Annotated in this window: 15 protein-coding genes; 10 read left to right on the top strand and 5 right to left on the bottom strand. The window is 44.6% G+C overall.

The window, feature by feature from the left end; genetic code table 11:
- Positions 1-19: 19 nt before the first annotated feature.
- Positions 20-700, bottom strand: coding sequence for an HAD family hydrolase (locus tag PGS38_RS15580; RefSeq protein WP_118594451.1), 681 nt, complete (start codon positions 698-700; stop codon positions 20-22).
- A 314-nt stretch (positions 701-1014) separates the two neighbouring features.
- Here PGS38_RS15580 and PGS38_RS15575 point away from each other — a divergent pair, with 314 nt between their 5' ends.
- The gene (locus PGS38_RS15575) at positions 1015-2139 is read left to right on the top strand and encodes a DUF362 domain-containing protein (protein WP_117804955.1); all 1125 of its coding nucleotides are present in this window, start codon (positions 1015-1017) and stop codon (positions 2137-2139) included.
- An 87-nt stretch (positions 2140-2226) separates the two neighbouring features.
- On the opposite strand, the gene PGS38_RS15570 is transcribed toward PGS38_RS15575, so the two are convergent.
- Positions 2227-3624: an MATE family efflux transporter gene (locus PGS38_RS15570; protein ID WP_117508901.1), complete on the bottom strand. Its 1398-nt coding sequence runs from the start codon at positions 3622-3624 to the stop codon at positions 2227-2229.
- A 20-nt stretch (positions 3625-3644) separates the two neighbouring features.
- Complete coding sequence (locus PGS38_RS15565) at positions 3645-6050, bottom strand: glycoside hydrolase family 2 TIM barrel-domain containing protein (RefSeq protein WP_117804956.1); 2406 nt, start codon at positions 6048-6050, stop codon at positions 3645-3647.
- Positions 6051-6273: 223 nt separating this feature from the next.
- Here PGS38_RS15565 and PGS38_RS15560 point away from each other — a divergent pair, with 223 nt between their 5' ends.
- From PGS38_RS15560 to PGS38_RS15525, 8 genes are all read left to right on the top strand, one after another.
- Entirely contained in the window at positions 6274-7299 is a 1026-nt protein-coding gene (locus PGS38_RS15560) for a LacI family DNA-binding transcriptional regulator (RefSeq protein ID WP_117508903.1), read from the top strand.
- Positions 7300-7883: 584 nt separating this feature from the next.
- Positions 7884-8855: an ABC transporter permease gene (locus PGS38_RS15555; protein WP_117508904.1), complete on the top strand. Its 972-nt coding sequence runs from the start codon at positions 7884-7886 to the stop codon at positions 8853-8855.
- A 12-nt stretch (positions 8856-8867) separates the two neighbouring features.
- Complete coding sequence (locus PGS38_RS15550; protein ID WP_117508905.1) at positions 8868-9770, top strand: carbohydrate ABC transporter permease; 903 nt, start codon at positions 8868-8870, stop codon at positions 9768-9770.
- 89 nt (positions 9771-9859) lie between these two features.
- A complete protein-coding gene (locus PGS38_RS15545) occupies positions 9860-11491 on the top strand; it encodes an extracellular solute-binding protein (protein ID WP_117508906.1) in 1632 nt (543 codons plus the stop codon).
- A gap of 224 nt (positions 11492-11715) precedes the next feature.
- Positions 11716-13461 carry a glycoside hydrolase family 35 protein gene (locus PGS38_RS15540; RefSeq protein ID WP_117508907.1) on the top strand — a complete coding sequence of 582 codons (1746 nt, stop codon included), beginning with the start codon at positions 11716-11718 and terminating at the stop codon, positions 13459-13461.
- Positions 13454-14386, top strand: a complete 933-nt coding sequence (locus PGS38_RS15535; protein WP_158554945.1) for an AraC family transcriptional regulator — start codon at positions 13454-13456, stop codon at positions 14384-14386. Before PGS38_RS15540 ends, PGS38_RS15535 begins: the two co-directional genes overlap by 8 nt.
- Before the next feature lie 12 nt (positions 14387-14398).
- Positions 14399-16186: a glycoside hydrolase family 43 protein gene (locus tag PGS38_RS15530; RefSeq protein WP_118594450.1), complete on the top strand. Its 1788-nt coding sequence runs from the start codon at positions 14399-14401 to the stop codon at positions 16184-16186.
- A gap of 121 nt (positions 16187-16307) precedes the next feature.
- On the top strand, positions 16308-17996 hold the full coding sequence (locus PGS38_RS15525; RefSeq protein WP_117804958.1) for a heparinase II/III domain-containing protein: 1689 nt from the start codon (positions 16308-16310) through the stop codon (positions 17994-17996).
- Between the two features lie 113 nt (positions 17997-18109).
- On the opposite strand, the gene pdxT is transcribed toward PGS38_RS15525, so the two are convergent.
- Together pdxT and pdxS are read right to left on the bottom strand one after the other, a co-directional pair.
- A complete protein-coding gene (gene pdxT, locus PGS38_RS15520; RefSeq protein WP_118594449.1) occupies positions 18110-18691 on the bottom strand; it encodes a pyridoxal 5'-phosphate synthase glutaminase subunit PdxT in 582 nt (193 codons plus the stop codon).
- Complete coding sequence (gene pdxS, locus PGS38_RS15515; protein WP_118594448.1) at positions 18691-19572, bottom strand: pyridoxal 5'-phosphate synthase lyase subunit PdxS; 882 nt, start codon at positions 19570-19572, stop codon at positions 18691-18693. The genes pdxT and pdxS overlap by 1 nt, the downstream gene beginning before the upstream one ends.
- 144 nt (positions 19573-19716) lie before the next feature.
- Here pdxS and pdxR point away from each other — a divergent pair, with 144 nt between their 5' ends.
- Positions 19717-21171: a MocR-like pyridoxine biosynthesis transcription factor PdxR gene (gene pdxR, locus PGS38_RS15510; RefSeq protein ID WP_118594447.1), complete on the top strand. Its 1455-nt coding sequence runs from the start codon at positions 19717-19719 to the stop codon at positions 21169-21171.
- Positions 21172-21255 lie beyond the last annotated feature (84 nt).

Here is a 21255-nt window from a genome sequence, read left to right as displayed (position 1 = left end):
TGAATTTATGTATGATTTTTTACTTCCAGCTTTTCAGTTTGTCCGCTTCCGGAGTCTGCAGCAGAATTTCTTTACAGGTCAAAAGAGAAGGACTCACATAATCACAAAATGGAAAAAGCTCTTTTGTATACGGTGTCAGATCCGGGATCATGCAGGAGATGGCGCCAGCTGCACGCGCGGCCTTCAGACCATTGATGCTGTCTTCGGCTACCATGCATGCAGCAATCGGAACTTTCAGAAGAGACGCTGCTTTTAAGAAAATTTCCGGATCCGGCTTGCTGTTGATTACCTCATCCCCGCAGACTGAAGCATCGATATACTGGTCAATGCCAGACTGTTTCCAGTATCCTTCCGCAACGCGCCGTGTTGTGGAAGTGGCAACCGCAACTTTAATCGAATGTTCCTTCAGCCAGGAAAGAAACTCGTGAAGTCCCGGCTTTTCCGGTACACCATTTCGCTGAATATAATCATTCAGATACGCCGAGCGGATCGCGCGTCCCTCATCGTATGTCACCTTTCCGTGAAACCACTCCTCAAACAGCTTTCTGCTCCGTGGAAGCGCGCTGCCGCGCATCTGTGAGAGATGTTCCTCCGTGAGCGTAAAATTCAGCTCCCGGGCAGCTTTTTGCCAGCCCTCTTTCATTACAATCTCGGTGTCAAACAGGATACCATCCATATCGAATAATACTGCCTTTATCATAAATGCGACCTCCCAGGGAGTAAAAGAAAACAGACGGTTTTCGTTTACTCTGTACTCTGATTTTTTTAAAACTACCTTCAGTATACGAAAAATCCTGAAAAAAGACAAGTGCATGAACTTTACAGAATACTACAAATCTTCCTTTTACGAAGCAAAACTTTCTATGAGGACTGCAAATATTACAGATTGCTGGGTAGCAGTAAACTGTAACATTCGGGCATGACTGGATCCATGCATATTACAATCACACTTGACTTCAAGTAAGCTTAAAGTGCTATTCTGATAAAAAAGGACAAATTAGGAGGAATAACAGAATGGAAAAGTCAACGGTTTATTTTACCGACTTTCGATGTCCTGTGGGAACGAGTCAGCTTGACAAGCTGAAAAAACTCTGTATCGCTGCTGGCGTCAAAGACATTGATATGGAAGGTAAATTTGTTGCAATCAAAATGCATTTTGGCGAACTGGGAAACATGGCGTTTCTTCGTCCGAATTATGCGAAAGTGGTTGCAGATCTCTGTAAAGAGCAGGGAGGTCTTCCGTTCCTGACAGACTGCAATACGTTATATCCGGGCAGCAGAAAAAATGCCCTGGAGCACCTTGACTGCGCAAATCTGAACGGATTCAATACCATTACCACAGGATGCCAGATTATCATCGGAGATGGACTGCGAGGAACCGATGAAATTGAGGTTCCGGTTGTCAACGGAGAATACTGCAAAACAGCATTGATTGGCCATGCGATCATGGACGCAGATATTTTTATCAGTCTGAGCCATTTCAAAGGCCATGAAGCAACGGGCTTTGGCGGTGCACTGAAAAATATCGGTATGGGATGCGGAAGCCGCGCCGGAAAGATGCAGCAGCATGCCAGTGGAAAACCGGCGATCAATACGGATGTCTGTCGTGGCTGCCACCGCTGTGCAAAAGAATGCGGAAGCGATGCAATTTCCTATGTGGATAAAAAAGCAGTCATTGACTATGACAAATGCAAAGGATGCGGCCGCTGCATCGGTGCCTGCAGTTTTGATGCGGTTTATAATCCAAACAGCAGTGCAAACGAGCTTCTCGACCGGAAAATGGCTGAGTATGCACAGGCTGTCTGTCATGGACGTCCGTGTTTCCATATCTCTCTGGTACAGGATATCAGCCCGAACTGTGACTGCCATGGGGAGAACGATGCTCCGATCCTGCCGGATATCGGAATGTTTGCAAGCTTCGACCCGGTTGCCATTGACCAGGCGTGTGCCGATGCCTGCCTGAAGGCAACTCCGATCGAAAACAGTCAGCTTGGCGAGCATCTTGCAGAGCCGGGATGGCATTGCCACCACGATCATTTCAAGGATTCCAATCCGAATATTGAATGGCAGGCAACCCTTGACCAGGCAGAGAAAATTGGTCTTGGTACGAGACAGTATGAACTGAAACGTATCAAATAATAATACAAAAAAATGCTTTAGGGCAGATGAACAACAGCGGAAAGCTCCAGCTTCTCGAATGAAAAATCAACGAGAAGCTGGAGCCTTTTAAGGCCAGATTGTATTTTCTTCAGAAATAACAACGGTTTTTTTCATCCATTTGCGTGATCGCCACCGGATCAGATAATTTACACCACGGAACGCCTCATCCATGCCAAAAGCGATCCAGCATCCGAATAATCCGAATCCCATTTTTACACCAAGCAGATAGGAGAAGAATACACTCATCAGCCAGCAGGAGAGAATGGAAACACCCATAGGGAAAACCACATCGCCTGCTCCGCGCAAGGAATTTTCCTCAATGTGATTAAAGCCTCGAAAAATTTCCACGAAAATATCAAAAAACAAAATGGTATGTCCGATCGAAAGGATCGCAGGATCGTCTGTAAAGATCCGCAGCAGCACGGAACCAAAGCAGGCAAGGAGCGTGGATAGGCAGGCATTCAGCAAAATTGTGATTTTTAAATTCTGCAAATTCAGCTGATAAGCCTGTTCGTATTTTCCGGCGCCGGTAAGCCAGCTGATCAGCAACGAGGTCGAAAGACCAAGGGAGAGGCCTAGGACATACACGTAAAAAACAAGTGTGGAAACATAAATTTTGGCGGAAACAGCCTGCACACCGACAAGTGCAATAATGGAGGTTGTCACTACCTGGGATACAGAATAGGAAAGCGTACTGATACCGCCTGGAATTCCGATTTGAAGCACTTTTGGTAAAATCCGGAAACTGCTGCGTATGGACTTATGACGGAAGTCAAGGCCAAGCGGAAGAACCAGGAGCAGCAGAAGCATGGTAAAAGCGGCACAGCCCTCACTGAAGGCATAGGCACAGGCAATCCCTTCTACGCCGTGAAGCGGCAGTTCGACCGGCTGAAAGACGATCAGATAATTTAAAAGGGCATTCAGCGCATTCATTCCAAGGGTAACAAATACCGATATTTTGGGCTTTCCATAGCTTTTAAATATGGCACTGCAGATGGACACGAACGCGGCAAAAAAGGAAACACGAATGCAGATTCTCAGGTAAGAAGAGGCATATGTTAATACCTGGCCGGATAAATTCATCTGCCGCATCAGGGGCATGGAAAAGAACGAAAGTGTAGCACCAAGGAGAACGCTTAACCCGGCACCTGCAAACAGCGCACAGAAAGCAGCATCGGATGCATTTTTTTCCTTTTTGGCACCAAGATTCTGGCTGATTACGATGGACGCACCGGTACTGATTACGGAATAGAAATTCAGAATCATGCCCATAAACTGTCCGGCGGAACCAACGGCAGCAACTGCTTCATCGGAATAAAAGGACAAAGTAAAAGTATTGACGGTGCTCATCAGATTCATCAAAAACATTTCCAGAAACAGGGGAAGAAAAATCTTTGGGAGAGTCATCGTTCCCTGTGGCGTTTCTACTTTGCCCAGATCTGGATTGTAAAAGGATTTCCACATAAAGTCTGTCGTTACTCCTTTCAGAAAATAGTAACAGAATTGGATTTTAGCAGTTCTGAAGAAACCTGCACGGTAACCGGGTGATCTGCAAAAGAGCGGCGGACATAGAAAATCAGTCGTCCATGGTACAACCGGCGGCAGGAAGAAGCATACTCGGTGCAGTCTGCAGCATTTCCGTTTTCAATTCCAAGAAGGACGCCTCCGTCTGTCGTTACCTGAACCATGGAGGAATCTCCGAAGCAGAAAGCACCATCTCTGTCGGCGGCATAAACTTCGAACTGCAGAAGCGGATTTTCCGGTAAAACAGCGGAATTTTCTTTGGACGGCTTCCAGGGTCGGATCTGCAGGGCACAAGGCATAGAAGTCGTTTTCAGCTCATCCTTTGCTTCAAAAGTACAGGAAGCCCCGCCCTTTTGTGCCGCAAGCTTTCCAGAAGCAAGAACCATCAGCGTGCCCGGCTGAAAGGGAACGATCCAGCGAATCGAATCTTCAGTATAGGAAGCCTCCTTTTTGCCGAGACTGATTCCGTTTAAGAATAATTCCGCTTCGGAAAGGTTTGTGTAGCAGCGGACTTCGATATCTTCTCCATCACAGTAATTCCAGCTTTCGAATAATGGCTGCCAGCTTTCTCTCATGGAGTCTGCCCGCTGTGTGGAAAGATGGCACATCGGTTTGGATGACCAGAAGCTCATCCGCCGGTAAAACCCGGATTTTTCAAAGCCAGCCATCGTAAGAAGCCCGGCTTCAGAAGCTCGAAGCGGCCATCCGTGTGCCTCTCCCATATAATCAATGCCTGTCCAGAGAAACTGTCCGCTGATATATTCGTTTTCGGTTACCGCATGCCAGGCAGCAAGATCATGTCCGTTTTCGCTGCCTAAAAATGGGAGCGAAGGAAAATCACAGTGGCTTTCCTCGTATAAATGTTCTTTATAATTGTATCCGGCAACATCGAGGGCATCCAGAAAACCGATCTTTGCAGAGAGCTCCGGAAAAGCGGCAGCCAGTGTAACCGGGCGCGTAGGATCCACTGCGCGTACTTCGTAAGCAAGCATGGAAGCCAGTGCTTTTAATCGCTCTGCATTCGGCCGATCCGGATTGTATACGCGCTCTGCGGCAGGCTTGTTTGCATCATTGTTTCCGGTCATGGTCTGAAACAGAGGATGGCAGTAAGGATCATTTGGATAATCAATTTCATTTCCAATGCTCCAGAGAATTACACTTGGATGATTTCGGTCGCGCAATACCATAGCAGACAGATCTTCTTTCTGGTACTGAGGAAAGTACTTGTAATATCCCTGATGCTTTGGAGGATAAACATTATGACCGGTAGACCATTTGTTTTTTGGCCCTTCCCACTCATCAAATGCTTCATCCATAACAAGAAAGCCCATTTCATCACATAGATCGTACAGTTCCGGCATATGCGGATTATGGCTCATACGGATGGCATTGCAGCCCATTTCTTTGAGCTTTTCAAGGCGGCGTATCCAGATTTCTTTTGTAACGGCGGCACCGAGTGCACCGGCATCGTGGTGAACGCAGACCCCCTTAATTTTCATGGGGATTTCATTCAGAAAGAATCCATAATCGGCATCAAAACGGAAGGTGCGGATACCTACACGGAACTTGTCTGCAAGAAAGGCGGAGTCATCCTTGGCTTTGTGGAGCCATGTTTCGAGTGTATATAAAGATGGATGTTTCGGAGACCACAGTGTTGGCTGTGCTACCGTTCCTTCAGTCTTTAGTTTTGCGGTTTCTCCAGGAAGAAGAGTGGCTCTCTGCTCGGCGAAAAACACCGTGTTTCCATTTTGATCACGCAGATACTGGACCAGTGAAAAAGAGGTTTCCTGATCTTCCATATTACAGATCTCTGTTGTGATAGAAAGATCCGCTGAGATTTTATCTGCCCTGTTTATGGAAAAGCAGGTGCCATATGGTGTAACGTGAAGAAGATCTGTAACAAGGAGCGTTACCTTTCTTGTGATTCCGGAACCGGTAAACCATCGGGAATCTGAAATCTCTGTCCGGTCTACACGGACGCTGATTTCATTGATACCATCTGTACCAAAAACAGCCTGGGATGTTATGTCATAGAAAAAAGGTGTGTATCCATTGGGATGAAAGCCGTGATAATAACTGTTGAACCAGACCTGGCTTTCTTTGTAGACACCGTCAAACAGCAGCACGATGCGTTTTCCACGATACTTCTCAGGCAGGGAAAAGGTTCCACGATACCATCCGATGCCGCCGGCTGCATATCCGGTGCCGCTGGAATAGGATCTGGAAAATGGCATTGCAACAGACCAGTCATGTGGAAGCTCGACAGCTGTCCAGCCAGTATCATCATAGTCTTTTTTCCAGGCATCCGGCTCTTCGCCATAGTGAAATTTCCAGGAATGATGGAGATAAATTGTTTGGGTATTCATAGATTTATAACCTCCTGTTTTTATCATGATATTTCAATTTTTATACGTTCCTATGGTTTTTATTATAAAGAGTTCATCTGAAAAATCCATGGAAAAGAGAGGGATTTTTTGTAAAATAGCGACTTTAGGATTGACTTTTACGTGCAAAAAGTCTATCCTTGAATTTGAAATGAAAAGGGTTTCAAAAAATTGGAATAGAGTAAGAGTTTCAAGAGGGCGATTTATGAAAAAAGAAAAAAACATTTATACTATTGCAAAAGAAGCAGGCGTTTCGCCGGCGACGGTGTCTCGGGTCATGACGAAAAATGCCCGGGTAAGCGAGGAAAAAAGAAAAAAAGTGGAGGAAATCATACAAAAATATGATTATCGCCCCAATGCGCTAGCACAGGGGCTGACAAATGCAAGAACAAAAATCATTGGCATTCTTGCAGCGGATATGATGAATCCCTTTTATGCACAGCTTGTGGACGAATGCGTAAAGGAAATTGGTGCAAGTGGATATGTTCCCATGATATTTTCATCTCAGAGCAGTTATGAAATGGAAGAACAGTATTTGCAGAAGATGTTTGACCTGCGTGTGGATGCAATTATTTTAATGGGAGGAAAATCAGACCAGCTCGTTACAGATTTGGAATATGTGGATTTGCTTGATCGAATCACAGACACTACACCGATTATTACAACTGGAAAAATAGAAGGATCTCTTTGTTATCAGGTATGCATTGATGAAATGGCGAGTGTAGACCTTGCCATGGAGCATCTTTTTTCGCTTGGCCATCGGCATATTGCACTGATCGGCGGGAAAAATCACATCCGGTCAACATATGATAAACGAATGCGGTATCGTATGCTGCTTCGTAAAAATGGAATCACATACAGAGAACGCTATGTAACGGATTCGGATTACAACATCGAAGGGGGGTACCAGTGTATGGAAAAGCTCTTTCAGGAAAATCGTACGATGCCGACTGCCGTAATTGCAATCAATGATTTCAGCGCAATCGGAATTCTTCGGTGTATTGAGGAACATCATTTGTCTGTTCCGCAGGATATATCGCTTGTCAGCTTTGACGGAACCTTTCTGTCAGATATTGTTAACCCGAAGCTTACCAGCGTTTGCTATGATTATGCTTCTTTTGGAAAAATGCTGGCTGCGTCTGCGGTAAAACTTCTTTCAGGAGAAGAGATTCCGAAAATTCAGCAATGTGTGTCGCGTTTAATCGTACGCGAATCCACGATATTGCAATAATATCACATTATCGATTCAGAAGCATGTAATTTCATATAGCCAGATAATTCTTCTCTTTGATTTTAAAAGACCATCAGAGAGAAGAATTTTTTTGCACTAATTTTGGAATGTTTGCAGACATGGTGATATTGATCCTGGAACAGATTTTGGCTTTTGTAAGAGAGATACCGACAGATCAAAATGGCGGTAAATAGCGCGTTTTCAGAAAGAAAAAAAGTGGATATACATAGAGGAATAAAGGGGTGATTTGTCAAATTGTCAACTAATTCAGATGGCTTTAAAAAAAAGAAAGCAAATTATACAAAAAACAAGTTGACAAATCAAAGCGGAAGGAGTATAGTACGAAATATGAAAAGGGTTTCACGAAAGTGCCAATTAAAAAGATATGTGATTTGGAAAGATGTATAAGTTAAGTGCTTTTTAGATGGAATTATCGTTATAATATACAGGAAAAGCAGTAAAAACAAAGATACATTCATCATGATCACTTTTATTTTTGGAAAAACGTGAAAACGGTTTCATATAAAGGCTGCAAATTATGTGCAGACAAATTTTCACAAACTGCAAAATAGGAGGAACGCAACGTGAAAGGAAAAAGGAACCAAACGACAGCAGCTCTTCCGGCTGTCCCCAGTAAAAAGAATCGAGCATGGAAGACTTTTCGCAACAACAAAACACTTCTTCTGATGTGTTTGCCAGCAGTCATCTTTTTTATCGTGTTTAACTATTGCCCATTGCCGGGCGTATGGATTGCATTCACGAGTTACAATTTTCGGGATGGTATTTTTGGAAGCCCTTTTGTAGGATTATCAAACTTTGAATTTTTGATTTCTTCCGGTGAATTGTGGACTTTAACGAAAAATACAATTTTATACAATCTGGTTTTTATTCTTCTTGGAAATGTTTTTCAGATCGTAATTGCTCTTATGCTGAATGAAATCAGAAGTAAATTTTTTAAAAAGGTATCACAGACAATCATGTTCCTTCCGTATTTTATTTCTGCTGTACTGATTGGGGCGATCGCATTTAATATTCTGAATTATGACACGGGTGCATTAAATGCACTTCTTCGTGAAACGGGTGCTGACCCAATACAGATTTACAGCAAAGCTGGTTTATGGCCCTTCATCATTATTTTCTGTAACATGTGGCAGCAAACAGGTTATGGTTCTGTTGTTTATTTCGCGGCAATCTGCGGTATTGATTCCAGTATGGTAGAAGCAGCAGAGGTAGATGGCGCTACCAGCTGGCAGAGAATTCGTTACATCATTCTTCCTTCCCTGAAAGGAACCTTTATCATTCTGCTTCTGTTTGCGCTTGGCGGAATCATGAAAGGAAACTTTGGTTTGTTCTGGAACCTGACAGGTGGTGCGAATTCACAGTTGTTCCCGACAACTGATATCATTGAAACCTTTGTATACCGTACAATGACGACACAGAATAACTTTGCAACATCTTCTGCCGTAGGTTTGTATCAGTCTATTTTTGGATTTGTTCTGGTTATGTTCAGCAACTGGGTGGTAAAACGACTTGATCCGGACTATGCACTGTTTTAGGAGGAGAAGAAAATGAAAAATCGTAATAAAATCAAACTGGATCCAGGGACGCGAGCTTTACGAATTATCTCCTACGTATTTGTGAGTATTTGGGCGCTCATCTGCTTACTTCCATTTATCCTGGTTATTTCTGCATCTTTCAGTACCGAGAGTATTGTAGCGAAAGAGGGATTTGGGCTTTTACCCAAAGGGTTTACTCTGAGTGCATATGAACTGGTATTTCGTTCACCTAAAATGATTCTTGGCTCATACGGAGTTACCATTGCACTGACGGTATGCGGAACAGTTGTTGGTCTGTTTATCATTGCGATGACCGGTTATGCATTACAAAGAAAGGACTTTCCGTTTCGAAATGCATTGTCATTTTTTATTTACTTTACAACACTGTTTTCCGCCGGTATGGCACCAACCTATATCTGGGTTTCCAGGTACCTGAAATTAAACGGAAGTTATATGGCAGTATTTTTACAGCTGTTAATGTCTCCGTGGCTGATCATTCTGATGAAGAATTTTGCAAAATCGGTACCATATGAAATTACAGAATCCGGAAAAATTGACGGAGCGGGAGACTTTAAAATTTTCGTATCACTGATTTTCCCGATGTTAAAGCCGGCACTTGCAACGGTAGGACTTTTTCTGGCACTGGGATACTGGAATGAATGGTATCTTTCTTCTCTGTATCTGAACAGTTCTGTAACCTATAAACCATTACAGTACTACTTATATCAGATCATCAATACAGCAAATGCACTGAAAAACTCTGTAGCAGGTGCAAATGTCAGTGTGGCAGACCTTCCATCTAACACATTGAAAATGGCAACAGCAGTTGTTGCAACCGGACCGATCATCTTTCTGTATCCGTTTGTACAGAAATACTTTATCTCTGGTATTACAGTAGGCGCGGTCAAAGGCTGACCATGGAAAAAGTATGATGTGAGATTCCCCTGTGTTTTGATGGGGATTCACATAAAATTCCGAAAAAGCAGGAAAAGAAGGAGGACGCTATGAGAAAACGCGTAACAGGTAAAAAGGCAGTAGCACTGGTAATGGCTTCCCTGATGATTGCAAGTATGGCAGGATGCGGAAGCAGTGGGTCCGAAAGCAGCGGATCCGGCAACACAAGCGTAAAGGAAGATGGAAGTATTGATACTTCCAAGCATGAAGTAATTAACATGCTGGTGCTGGGAAACAAACCGACCAATGGCAGACTGGAAGCCATGCTGGACAAACTGAATCCGATTTTGACGGAAAAAGTAAATGCAGAACTCGAGTTTACGTACATAGAATGGACAGACTGGCAGACACAGTATAATCTGAAGCTGTTGAGTGGAGACAGCAGTCTGGATTTGATTTGTACGGCAACGGACTGGCTGTACGGATGGGAAAATACAAAGAAGGGCGCATTTCTTCCACTTTCCGAGGATATGCTGAAAACATATGCGCCAAAGACCTGGGAACAGGTATCCGCAGACGGAGACTGGGATATCTGCAAATATAACGATGAAATTTATTTCATACCGGAAGATCACTATACACAGTATACGAACCATGGTATGTTCTATCGTGGAGACTGGGCAAAAGAAGCAGGTCTGGAAAATGGAAAAATTACAAAATTTGAAGATCTGACGACGTATTTCCAGTATATTAAAGATAATAAGGAAGATGTTATTCCGTGGGATATCGCTGGCAAAAACCAGACGGGAGGTATTCTTGGCGGCTATATTACTTCGAAAAAGGAATATACGGCATTCAATTGCGCCAGTGTTGGTATTTACACAGACTTCTGGGGTGTTATGCAGGACGATCCGACAACCGTTATGTCTCCGTATGTAGAGGATGACAGCCTTTATGATGCGGCAGAGCTGATGAAAGAATGGAATGACATGGGTGTATGGAGAAAAGATGTCCTGAACTTTGACGGAGACACCAGAGAAGAGTTTTATGCCGGAACAACCGGTGCGGATCAGCATCATGCCCAGACCTATTATTCTACGATTGTTCCGAATATGGAGAAGAAACAGCCGGGTTCCGATCCGCAGTTCTATTACTGGGGCGAAGAAAATCAGAACGTACAGCATCCGCTGAAAGAGCATGGTGCATGTGCTATCAGTGCAAACTCCACACATCCGGAACGCGCCCTGATGGTATATGATCTGTTAAGAAATGATGAAGAGTGCTATCGTCTGTTAAACTATGGTATTGAAGGTGAGGATTATATTGTAACAGAAGATGGCAAGCTGGGCAGACCAGATGGATTTGATTCCAGTACAGATGCCCTGGATTCCAATTTCTGGATGGGACGTAATGATGATCTGGAACTGCAGGATGAAAGCTGGTGGGATGGAACCGATGATCTGATCAGTTCGCTGGATAAAATCGGTTATGATTATCCATTTGAAAACCTGATTGTTGATACAACTGCAATTGAGGCAAAGCAGGCAGCACTGGCTAATGTTCTCGCAAAATATATCCCGCAGCTGGCATATGGTCAGGTAGATGATCCGAAGGCAACTGTCGATCAGATGAGAGAAGAACTGAAAGCGGCCGGTTATGACGATGTAAAGGCAGCAATTCAGAAAGATTTAGATGCTTTTGTAGAGGAAAATGGAACACCGGATTTCACAAGAGGTGAATAAAAAAGGTGTTCACTTGACCGTAGAACAAGAAAGGTTAGCGACAAAACCTGGCAGATAATTCTGTGATTTCATGATAAGCAAGATAAGGGAGATACCGGAAAAGACATGATGCCTCTGGTGTCTCCCTTTTGCGAGTCAAATGTTTCCGTTCCGGTCACGGGAAATTTGGCAGACATATTATTTTTAACATAAAAAAGATGGAAATTTCAGAAACAGGAGGAACTATGAAGACGTTTGAAGTAAAAGAAGATTTTTATCTGGACGGAAAGAAAGTAAAAATCATTTCCGGAGGTATGCATTATTTTCGTACTGTGCCGGAATACTGGCGCGACCGACTGGAAAAATTAAAAGCTCTGGGCTGCAATACGGTGGAAACGTATATTCCATGGAATCTTCACGAAAAAGAGAAAGGAAAGTTTGATTTTTCCGGAATTCTGGATATTACCAGATTTGTAAAACTGGCCCAGGAGCTTGGTTTGATGGTGATTCTCCGGCCATCTCCCTATATTTGTGCAGAATGGGAGTTTGGCGGATTGCCATACTGGCTGCTGAAGGAAGACGGCATGCGCCTTCGCTGTTTCTATCCGCCATTTCTACAACATGTGAAAGAATATTATGAAAAATTATTTGAAGTGATCGCACCGCTTCAGATTACACGGGGCGGTTCTGTTATTCTGATGCAGGTGGAAAATGAATATGGATATTTCGGAGATGACAAATCGTATCTGGATTACATGAAACAGCTGATGATTGACTGCGGCTGTGAAGTGCCGATGGTTACATCGGATGGTCCTTGGGGAGATGCTTTTGACTGCGGAAAAGTGGAAGGTGTTTTACAGACCGGAAATTTTGGTTCCAAAGGAAAAGAGCAGTTTGCCGTCATGAAAAAGAAAATCGGCGATAAACCGCTGATGTGTATGGAATTCTGGGTTGGATGGTTTGATAACTGGGGTGTAGAAACGCATCAGACCGGTGATTTAGAAGAACATGCAAAAGATCTGGACGAAATTCTTTCCGAGGGCCATGTGAATATCTACATGTTTGAAGGTGGAACCAATTTTGGTTTTACGAATGGATCCAATTACTATGATGAGCTGACACCGGATGTTACTTCTTATGATTATGATGCACTGCTGACGGAAGACGGTCAGATTACGGCGAAGTATACGGCATTCCAGAATGTAATCCGGAAATATACCGAAATTCCGGAAGTAAAACTTAGTACAGAAATTCGCAGAAAATCATATGGAAAACTTCGTGTCAAAAGAAGCACATCTTTATTCGGAAACAAAGACCGGATTAGTAAAGCGATGGAGAGTGTATACCCGGTGTCAATGGAAAAACTGGATCAGGGATACGGATATATTTTATACGAAAGCCAGTTGAAAGATGAAGGGCCATTGGAAACACTGCGGCTGTGGGGAGCTAACGACAGAGCTAACATTTTTGTGGATGAAATCCCAACTGTTACACTGTATGACAGAGAACTTCTTGATGAAATAAAATGGGAGGAGAATAAACCGGAAGGACAGAAACTTTCTATTTTGATGGAAAATATGGGAAGAGTAAATTTCGGTCCGAATCTCGAAAGACAGAGAAAAGGGATTGATGGAAGCGTACAGGTTAATGGTCATAATCACTATTATTGGAAAGAATATACGCTTCCGATGGAACATCTGGAACATCTTGATTTTACAATTCCATCCGTTCCTGGTACACCGGGATTTTATGAATTTAGCTTCGAAGCAGATGAGACGGGAGATACCTTCCTTGATTTTACCGGATGGGGAAAAGGTTGCATTCTTGTAAATGGATTTAATATTGGAAGATTCTGGGAAATTGGGCCACAGAAACGATTATATATTCCGGGTCCGCTTTTAAAAAAAGGAACGAATACGATTCTGATTTTTGAAACAGAAGGAAAAGTGCCGGGAATCATTACACTCTGCGATGAACCGGATCTTGGCTAAAAGAATGAAGGAAAACATTTATTATCAGTATGACAGCAGTCAACTACCGGAAATTAGCCTGGCAGATACGGCGGTGATTGAACCGCCGTATATTCATAAAAGAAGAATGCCGTTGGAATACATTATTTATCTGGTGCGTCAGGGTGAGATGTTTCTTTTGGAGGATGGTGTACGGTATCATTTAACACCGGGGGATTTTTTAATTCTGGATCCGGATAAAATACATGTGGGGGAAAGAGCAACACATTGTGAATACCATTATATTCATTTCCATCAGAAATCCATAAAAAAAAACAAGATGACAAATGAGCAGACAACTGAGATAATTTTAAGAAAGAGAACGCAGTCCATGCAAAGTGATTCCTGTACCCTTTCCGGACAGGAACGCGTCAGTCTTTCGCTTCTTGCGTTGCCCAAATATATGCATCTTTCCGACACTTCTTCTTATTCTGAAATTCTGCAGAAAATCAATGATGGAATTACCTGTCAGAAAAATCGTATGGAAGGTTATTACAATTTGTGTGCCTGTCAGATTTTGGAGATGATGATTTTGGTTTCCAGACAGTTTGTAACATCGCTTGCCCAGGAAAAAACCGGAGTGGTCGGAAGCTACCGGAAAATATATGATCTTTTGGATTATCTGAATAACTGCTATCGCGAGCCAATTTCCGGAGTATTGATTGAAGAGCAGCTTGGTGGAAACTTTGATTATCTAAATCGGATTTTTCGTCAGACAACAGGAAAAACGATTTTTCAGTACCTGACGGAAGTCAGAATTTCCCATGCCAAGGAGCTTCTTGGTACAACTTCGCTTAAAATTTCGCAGGTCAGCGAAAAAGTCGGATTTTCCGATGAAAGTTATTTCAGTAAAGTCTTTAAAAAAATGACTGGAATGACACCTATGAACTATATGAAAAGCAGATAAGGAGAACAAAATATGGCAGGCTATTTATTTGTACATTTTACCGGAGAACAAAAGGATGGAGAACAGATTTATTTTTCCATCAGCAGGGATGGACTTCACTGGGAGGATCTGAATGACGGACAGCCAGTCTTATATTCTCATCTTGGAATGCAAGGTGTTCGCGATCCGTTTCTGCTGCGTGATCCAAAGCAGAAGAAATTTTATCTGATAGCAACCGATTTACGGATCGAAGCAGGAGAAGGCTGGGATACGGCACAATATCGCGGAAGCCGTGATCTGATTGTCTGGGAATCGAAGGATCTGGTTCACTGGAGTGCGGAGCGTGCCAGTACCATAGGTGTTCCGGGAGCCGGATGCGTCTGGGCACCGGAAGGAATCTATGACTCAAAAAGAGAGCAGTTTCTGGTTTTCTGGGCATCTATGGTAAAACTTTCCGGTGATACGGAAGCCAAACAGCGGATCTATGCATCCTGGACATCTGATTTTCAAAGTTTTTCCGAGCCATTTATTTACATGGAGCGGAAAGAACATGTGATTGATACAACGATGGTAGAATCAGAAGGTGTATACTATCGGATTTCCAAGGATGAGACGAATAAATGTCTGCTGTTGGAGTCCTGTGACTCCCTGACGGGCAATTTTCAGGAGATCCCATCAGAAACACTTTCTTCGCTGTTTGGCGTAGAAGGACCGGAATGTTATCTGCTACCGGATCAGAAGACATGGTGTCTGATTGCGGATCAGTTTGCGGAGGGAAAAGGATATCTTCCTCTTTTAACGGATGATCTTTCTTCGGGAAAATTCCGTATTTTAAAGGAAAAGGAATATGCTCTTGGAAAAACAAAAAAACGCCACGGTGGCGTTCTTGCAGTTACTGACGAGGAGCTTGCCTTGCTGGAACGATTTTTTGATCACAAAAAGCCGGTCGTAGAAGGGCTCTTTGCAGATCCGGATCTTGCCTGTTTTGACGGAACGTATTACCTGTATCCGACAACGGATGGCTTTACCGACTGGTCCGGTACGAAATTTTCTGTTTTTGCATCGAAGGATCTGAGAAAATTTCAGAAGGCTGCTGATATTTTCGACATGGCAGATGGAGATGTTCCGTGGGCGGTAGGAAGTGCCTGGGCGCCGTGCATTGCAGAAAAAGATGGAAAGTATTACTACTATTTCTGTGGAAAGCGTGTTGATGGCAAATCCTGCATTGGAGCAGCAGTATCTGATTATCCGGAGGGAACGTTTGTGCCTGCAGCAGAACCCATGATCACCATGGAAATGATGGAAACGTATCAGATCCAGATGAGTCAGACGATTGATCCGTCGATCTATCAGGAAAACGGCGAAACATATCTCCTGTTTGGAAATGGTTATGCGGCCATTGCAAAACTGACACCGGATATGATGCATATTGTTCCGGAGACGATGAAAAATCTGGAAGGACTGTACGATTTCCGTGAGGCGGTTACGGTTCTGAAGCGGGATGAAATTTACCATTTTACCTGGTCCTGTGATGATACAGGAAGTGAAAATTATCATGTAAACTATGGAACGTCCGATTCCCTGTACGGACCGGTTCGGTTTGAAAAGACGATTCTTCAGAAAGATGTGCAAAAAGGTGTTCTTGGAACGGGTCATCACAGCATCTGTAAGGTGCCTGGAAAAGATGCATACTGGATTGCTTACCATCGTTTTGGCACACCGCTTGCGCAGTATCCGGAGGGAAAGGGATTCCACCGGGAAACCTGCGTGGCCCCGCTGGAGTTTGACGAAGCCGGAAAAATGATGGAAGTGATTGTCTAGGTTTACGGAGAAAAAATATATGAACGGAAGAACAGAACAAGAATTGCAGCAGTATCTTTTCTAATATGAAACAGAGCTTTCAAGAGAAGCCGAAACGCTTTCTCTTTTGGATTTCCCTGTTTTGACAGAGGAGCTTTTTTCTCTGTTTGAAAAGACGGGGAACCGGCTGCGGTATGAAGAAGCTTACTTTGGACGCCGGAAATACCTCGTTGCTTTTGCGTTCAATGCATTGTTTGCAAAAGAGAGGGACATTTCTATGGATCTTTCCGGCCTGGAATGGGTTCTGGAGCAGATTTGTGCGGAAACTTGCTGGGCGCTGCCGGCACATGTGAACCGGAAAAAGGATGAAAAGTGGAAGATTACATTGGATCTTTTTGCGTGCGAGACTGCACAGTCACTTCTGGAAATTGCGTTTCTACTTCGAAACGATCTGCGGCCGGAGTTACTGTGTCGGATCTGGAAGGAAAGCAGCAGGAGAGTGTTGCAGCCGTTTCTTATACAGGAAAACGGTGCATTCTGGTGGGAAACGAGTAAAAGTAACTGGAATGCTGTTTGCTGTGGATCCGTAGGAGCAGCCGCCTGCTATGCATCTGAGCTTTTTCCTGTTCTTTTTCCGAATGCGGAAAGCATCGAGAGTATCAATCAAAACTGTGAACAGATCTTGACGCGCGTGACCCGGGATCTTTCCTGCTTTCTTGCGAGCTTCGGCGAGGACGGCGCCTGCATGGAAGGTCTTGGCTATTGGGAATATGGAATGAGTTATTTTTCCATGTTCGCGGAACTTCTGAAAGAAAAAACGGGCGGGAAAACTGACTTGCTGGATGGAAAAAAGCAGCGGAAAATCATGGAATTTCAGCAGAAATGCTATTTCCCGGGCGGAAATACGTTAAGCTTTTCTGACGGAGACAGCAAAAGCCGTTACCGGATGGGACTTACCTGCCATTTTGCAATGCTGGATCCAAATGTTAAAATCCCGCCGCTGGTACGGGCAATGCATTTTGGGGAAGATCCGTGTTATCGCTGGAATGCCGCATATAGGGACTGGATCTGGACGAAGCAATATCTGAATGTGTTAAAAAGCAGGTCGGACGGTTCCGAGAATGCTGCAGAGGAACGGGTATGTTCCGGCACGTTTACTTATCTGGCGGATGCCGAATGGGCAATTGCAACTGGAAAGCATCAGACCGCATTCGCAATCAAAGGTGGAAACAACGGGGAGCCGCACAATCATAACGATGTCGGCAGCTTTCTGTATTTTATCGGGGAAGAAGAAATTATCAGTGATCTTGGAGCCGGAGAATACACGAAAGCATATTTTGGCCCCGAACGATATTCCGTACTCTGCTGTAGTTCACGTGGCCATAGCGTTCCGATTTTGGATGGAAAGGAACAGTGCAAAGGGGAAACATATCGTGCCGATGCAGTGAATTACTCCGAGACAGGAGAAATTTCGATTTCCTTTGCTGGGGCATATGAGAAAGAAAGCAGGAAAAAACTGATACGGACTGCTGTTTTTTGCAGGGAAACCGGTGAACTTCAGATCAAAGATTGCCTGAAGACCGCTCCTTTGGATAATGGCTTCACGGAAAATCTTGTCACACGGCAGAACGTAAGTCGGGAAAAAGACCGGATTCGAATCGGTGACAGGGGAACTCTGAAAATAGATGGTGTTTCTCCGGAAAAGATTCAAATTATTCCATGCATTCATAGAGATCATCAAGGAAAAATGGAAACTGTGTTTCTGATTCAATGGGAAGCTGACGGAAAAGAAAATATCTGGCGAAGCCGATTTGTACTTTGCCCGGAATAATACAAAAGCTCCTGACGTTGTTAGAAGGAAGATATTCAGTGAGGCTGCATTGCGGTACGAAAACAGAGCAAAAGACTGTGCAAATGAATTTATGATTTGCACAGTCTTTTGCTTTATACGTTGCTGATCATCGAAAGAAATGTCTTATGAATCCTCATATCCGGGTCGAGTTCTGGATGGAAGGAGAAGGCCATCTGGTTTTTATATTTTACACCGACAATCCGCTCTTCCACAACCGCGAGCACTTCCACGCCGTTCCCCACAGATGCAATATACGGCGCACGGATAAACGTCATCGGCACTGTTCCGATGCCCGCAACCGGTGCTTCTGTGTGGAAGCTGCCTAACTGGCGGCCGTAGGCATTCCGCCTGATGCACATCGGAATCGTGCCGAAATACTGTTCCGGCTGTCCCTTGATCTGTCCGTCGATCGTTTCGGCCAGAAGAATCGCACCGGCGCAGGTTGCGAGGACCGGCATGCCGTTTTCAATCTGGCTTTTCATGATATCGAACATGCCAAGCTCTTTTAAAAGCTTTCCCTGAACGGTACTCTCGCCGCCCGGTAGTACAAGTGCATCGTAAGGCTCGGCAAGATCGCGGGCCTGACGCAGTTCGATGCATTCGGCGCCAAGCTGCTCTAATACTTTTTCATGTTCTGCAAACGCACCCTGCAGTGCAAGCACTCCAATTTTCATTATTTTCCTCTTTCTGCCATCAGTAAGGCGATTTCCTGCTCGTTGATGCCGACCATAGCCTCGCCGAGATCAGCGGAGAGTTCTGCGATCAGTTTCGCATCGGTGTAGTTGGTAACGGCTTTTACGATGGAAGCCGCACGTTTTGCCGGGTTGCCGGATTTGAAGATACCGGAACCAACAAAAACACCCTCTGCTCCAAGCTGCATCATCAGCGCTGCATCGGCAGGAGTTGCCACACCGCCGGCTGCAAAGTTGACAACCGGGAGACGGCCGTTATCATGAACATACTGAACAAGATCGTACGGAACCTGCAGGACCTTGGCTGCCTCAAACAGCTCATCCTCACGCATTGAGGTCAGTTTCTGAATTTCGCTGTTCATTTTTCTCATATGGCGGACCGCCTGTACGATATCGCCGGTTCCCGGCTCACCTTTGGTACGGATCATAGACGCTCCCTCGTTGATCCGGCGGAGTGCCTCGCCGAGATCTTTTGCACCGCAGACAAACGGTACTTTGAAATTTCGTTTGTTAATATGGTAGACATCATCCGCCGGGGAGAGAACCTCACTCTCGTCGATGTAGTCGATTTCGATGGCTTCAAGAACCTGTGCCTCTACAAAGTGGCCGATGCGGCATTTTGCCATAACCGGAATGGAAACGGCTTCCTGAATGCCGCTGATCATCTTCGGATCACTCATACGGGAAACGCCGCCGGCTGCACGGATGTCTGCAGGAATCCGCTCCAGTGCCATAACGGCACAGGCACCAGCTTCCTCGGCAATATGCGCCTGCTCCGGAGTGGTAACGTCCATGATCACGCCACCCTTTAACATCTGTGCCAGTTCTTTGTTCAGTTTGTATCTCTCATTTGCTGCTGTCATAATAAGTTCCTCCGTGTCTGAAAAATTTTAGTTTCTGTTTTGGCTTTACTTTTGCTCTGCCTCACAGTATACTGGTAAAGTGACTATAAAAAAATTGCCAAAACAAATATATTCAGTAAGGTCAGATGAGAGGAGAGCGGTCGGATGCTGACGTATAATTTTTCCAATATAGGGTCAGATTCCCTGTATGAATATTTATATAAATGTATCAAAAATGACATATTGCTGGGAAATATCCGCCCTGGAGAGAAGCTGCCGTCGAAACGGACGTTCGCGAAAAATCTGGGTATCAGCGTCATTACCGTCGAGAATGCCTATGCGCAGCTTGTTGCGGAAGGCTATCTGTATTCCATGCCAAAGCGCGGATTCTATGCGGCTGATCTGGAAATTGAGGATTCCATGCGGGATGCGGTGCCAAAAGAGATCCTGCAGGTAGCAAACGGGGAGACTTCCTATTTTGCGGATTTTTCCAGTAACCAGACGGACAGCGAGATTTTTCCGTTTACAATCTGGACGCGGACGGTGCGTGCTGTCCTGAATGACAACCGGATCCAGCTCATGATCAATTCCCCGTGCGCCGGGATTTTAAAGCTGCGCAGTGCGATTGCAAAATATCTGCGAGAGTTTCGTGGAATGCAGGTGCTGCCGGAGCAGATTATTGTCGGCGCAGGAACGGAGTATCTGCATAACCTTCTGATTCAGCTTCTCGGAAACGATCTTGTTTATGGAGTAGAGGATCCCGGGTATCACAAAATTGCGCGGATTTATGAGAGCATGAAGGTACGGTACGAGCCAGTGCCGCTCGATCAGAACGGTGTTTCGGTGCAGGAGCTGGAAAAAAGATCGGTTGATATTATTCATACATCCCCGTCCCATCACTTTCCAACCGGGACAGTCATGCCGGTCAGCCGCCGTTATGAACTGCTCGGCTGGGCGGCAAAATCGGATCATCACTATATCATTGAGGACGATTACGACAGTGAGCTGCGTCTCGGCGGAAAGCCGTTTCCAACGCTGCAGAGCATCGATGTATCGGACAAGGTCATCTATATGAATACGTTTACGAAAACACTTGCCTCCACGGTACGGATCAGCTATATGGTGCTGCCGCAGACACTGGCAGAGAAATTTTACCGCGAGCTGTCGTTTTATTCCTGCACCGTTTCCAACTTTGAGCAGTACACACTGGCAGAGTTTATTGAGAACGGCAGTTTCGAAAAACATATCAACCGGCTGCGGAACTATTATCAGAACAAACGAGATCTGATTTTACGGGCGCTTGAAAAGAAGCCGCTCGGTGATTATGTGACCATCGAGGAAGAAGAAGCCGGCGTTCATTTTCTGATGCATCTTCGCACGGATTTGAAAGAAGAGTCGATTGTCACGCAGGCGAAATCCCGTGGTGTGAAATTAAAGCCGCTCTCCGGCTATTACGCGGATGCGGCGGAGGCAATAAAGCAGGAAAATACGTATGTCATGAACTATTCCTCTATCGATCCGGCTGCAATGGAGCGGGCGGCGGGAGTGCTGCTTCATATTCTGCGGGCGCATACGACGGAAAACACATTTGAGGCAGAGATGAAAAAGAGCCAGGAATAATCATAAATTGATCCACAGAAATAACTGCAGGGAATGAGCTTCTCTGATGCCCAGCAGTTTCTATTACAAACTCATAAAGGAGAA

The sequence above is a fragment of the Fusicatenibacter saccharivorans genome, from assembly GCF_027667425.1.
GTDB lineage: Bacteria > Bacillota > Clostridia > Lachnospirales > Lachnospiraceae > Fusicatenibacter > Fusicatenibacter saccharivorans.
The sequence above is the reverse complement of the archived record's forward strand: the minus strand, read 5'-3'. Positions and strand labels throughout refer to the sequence as shown.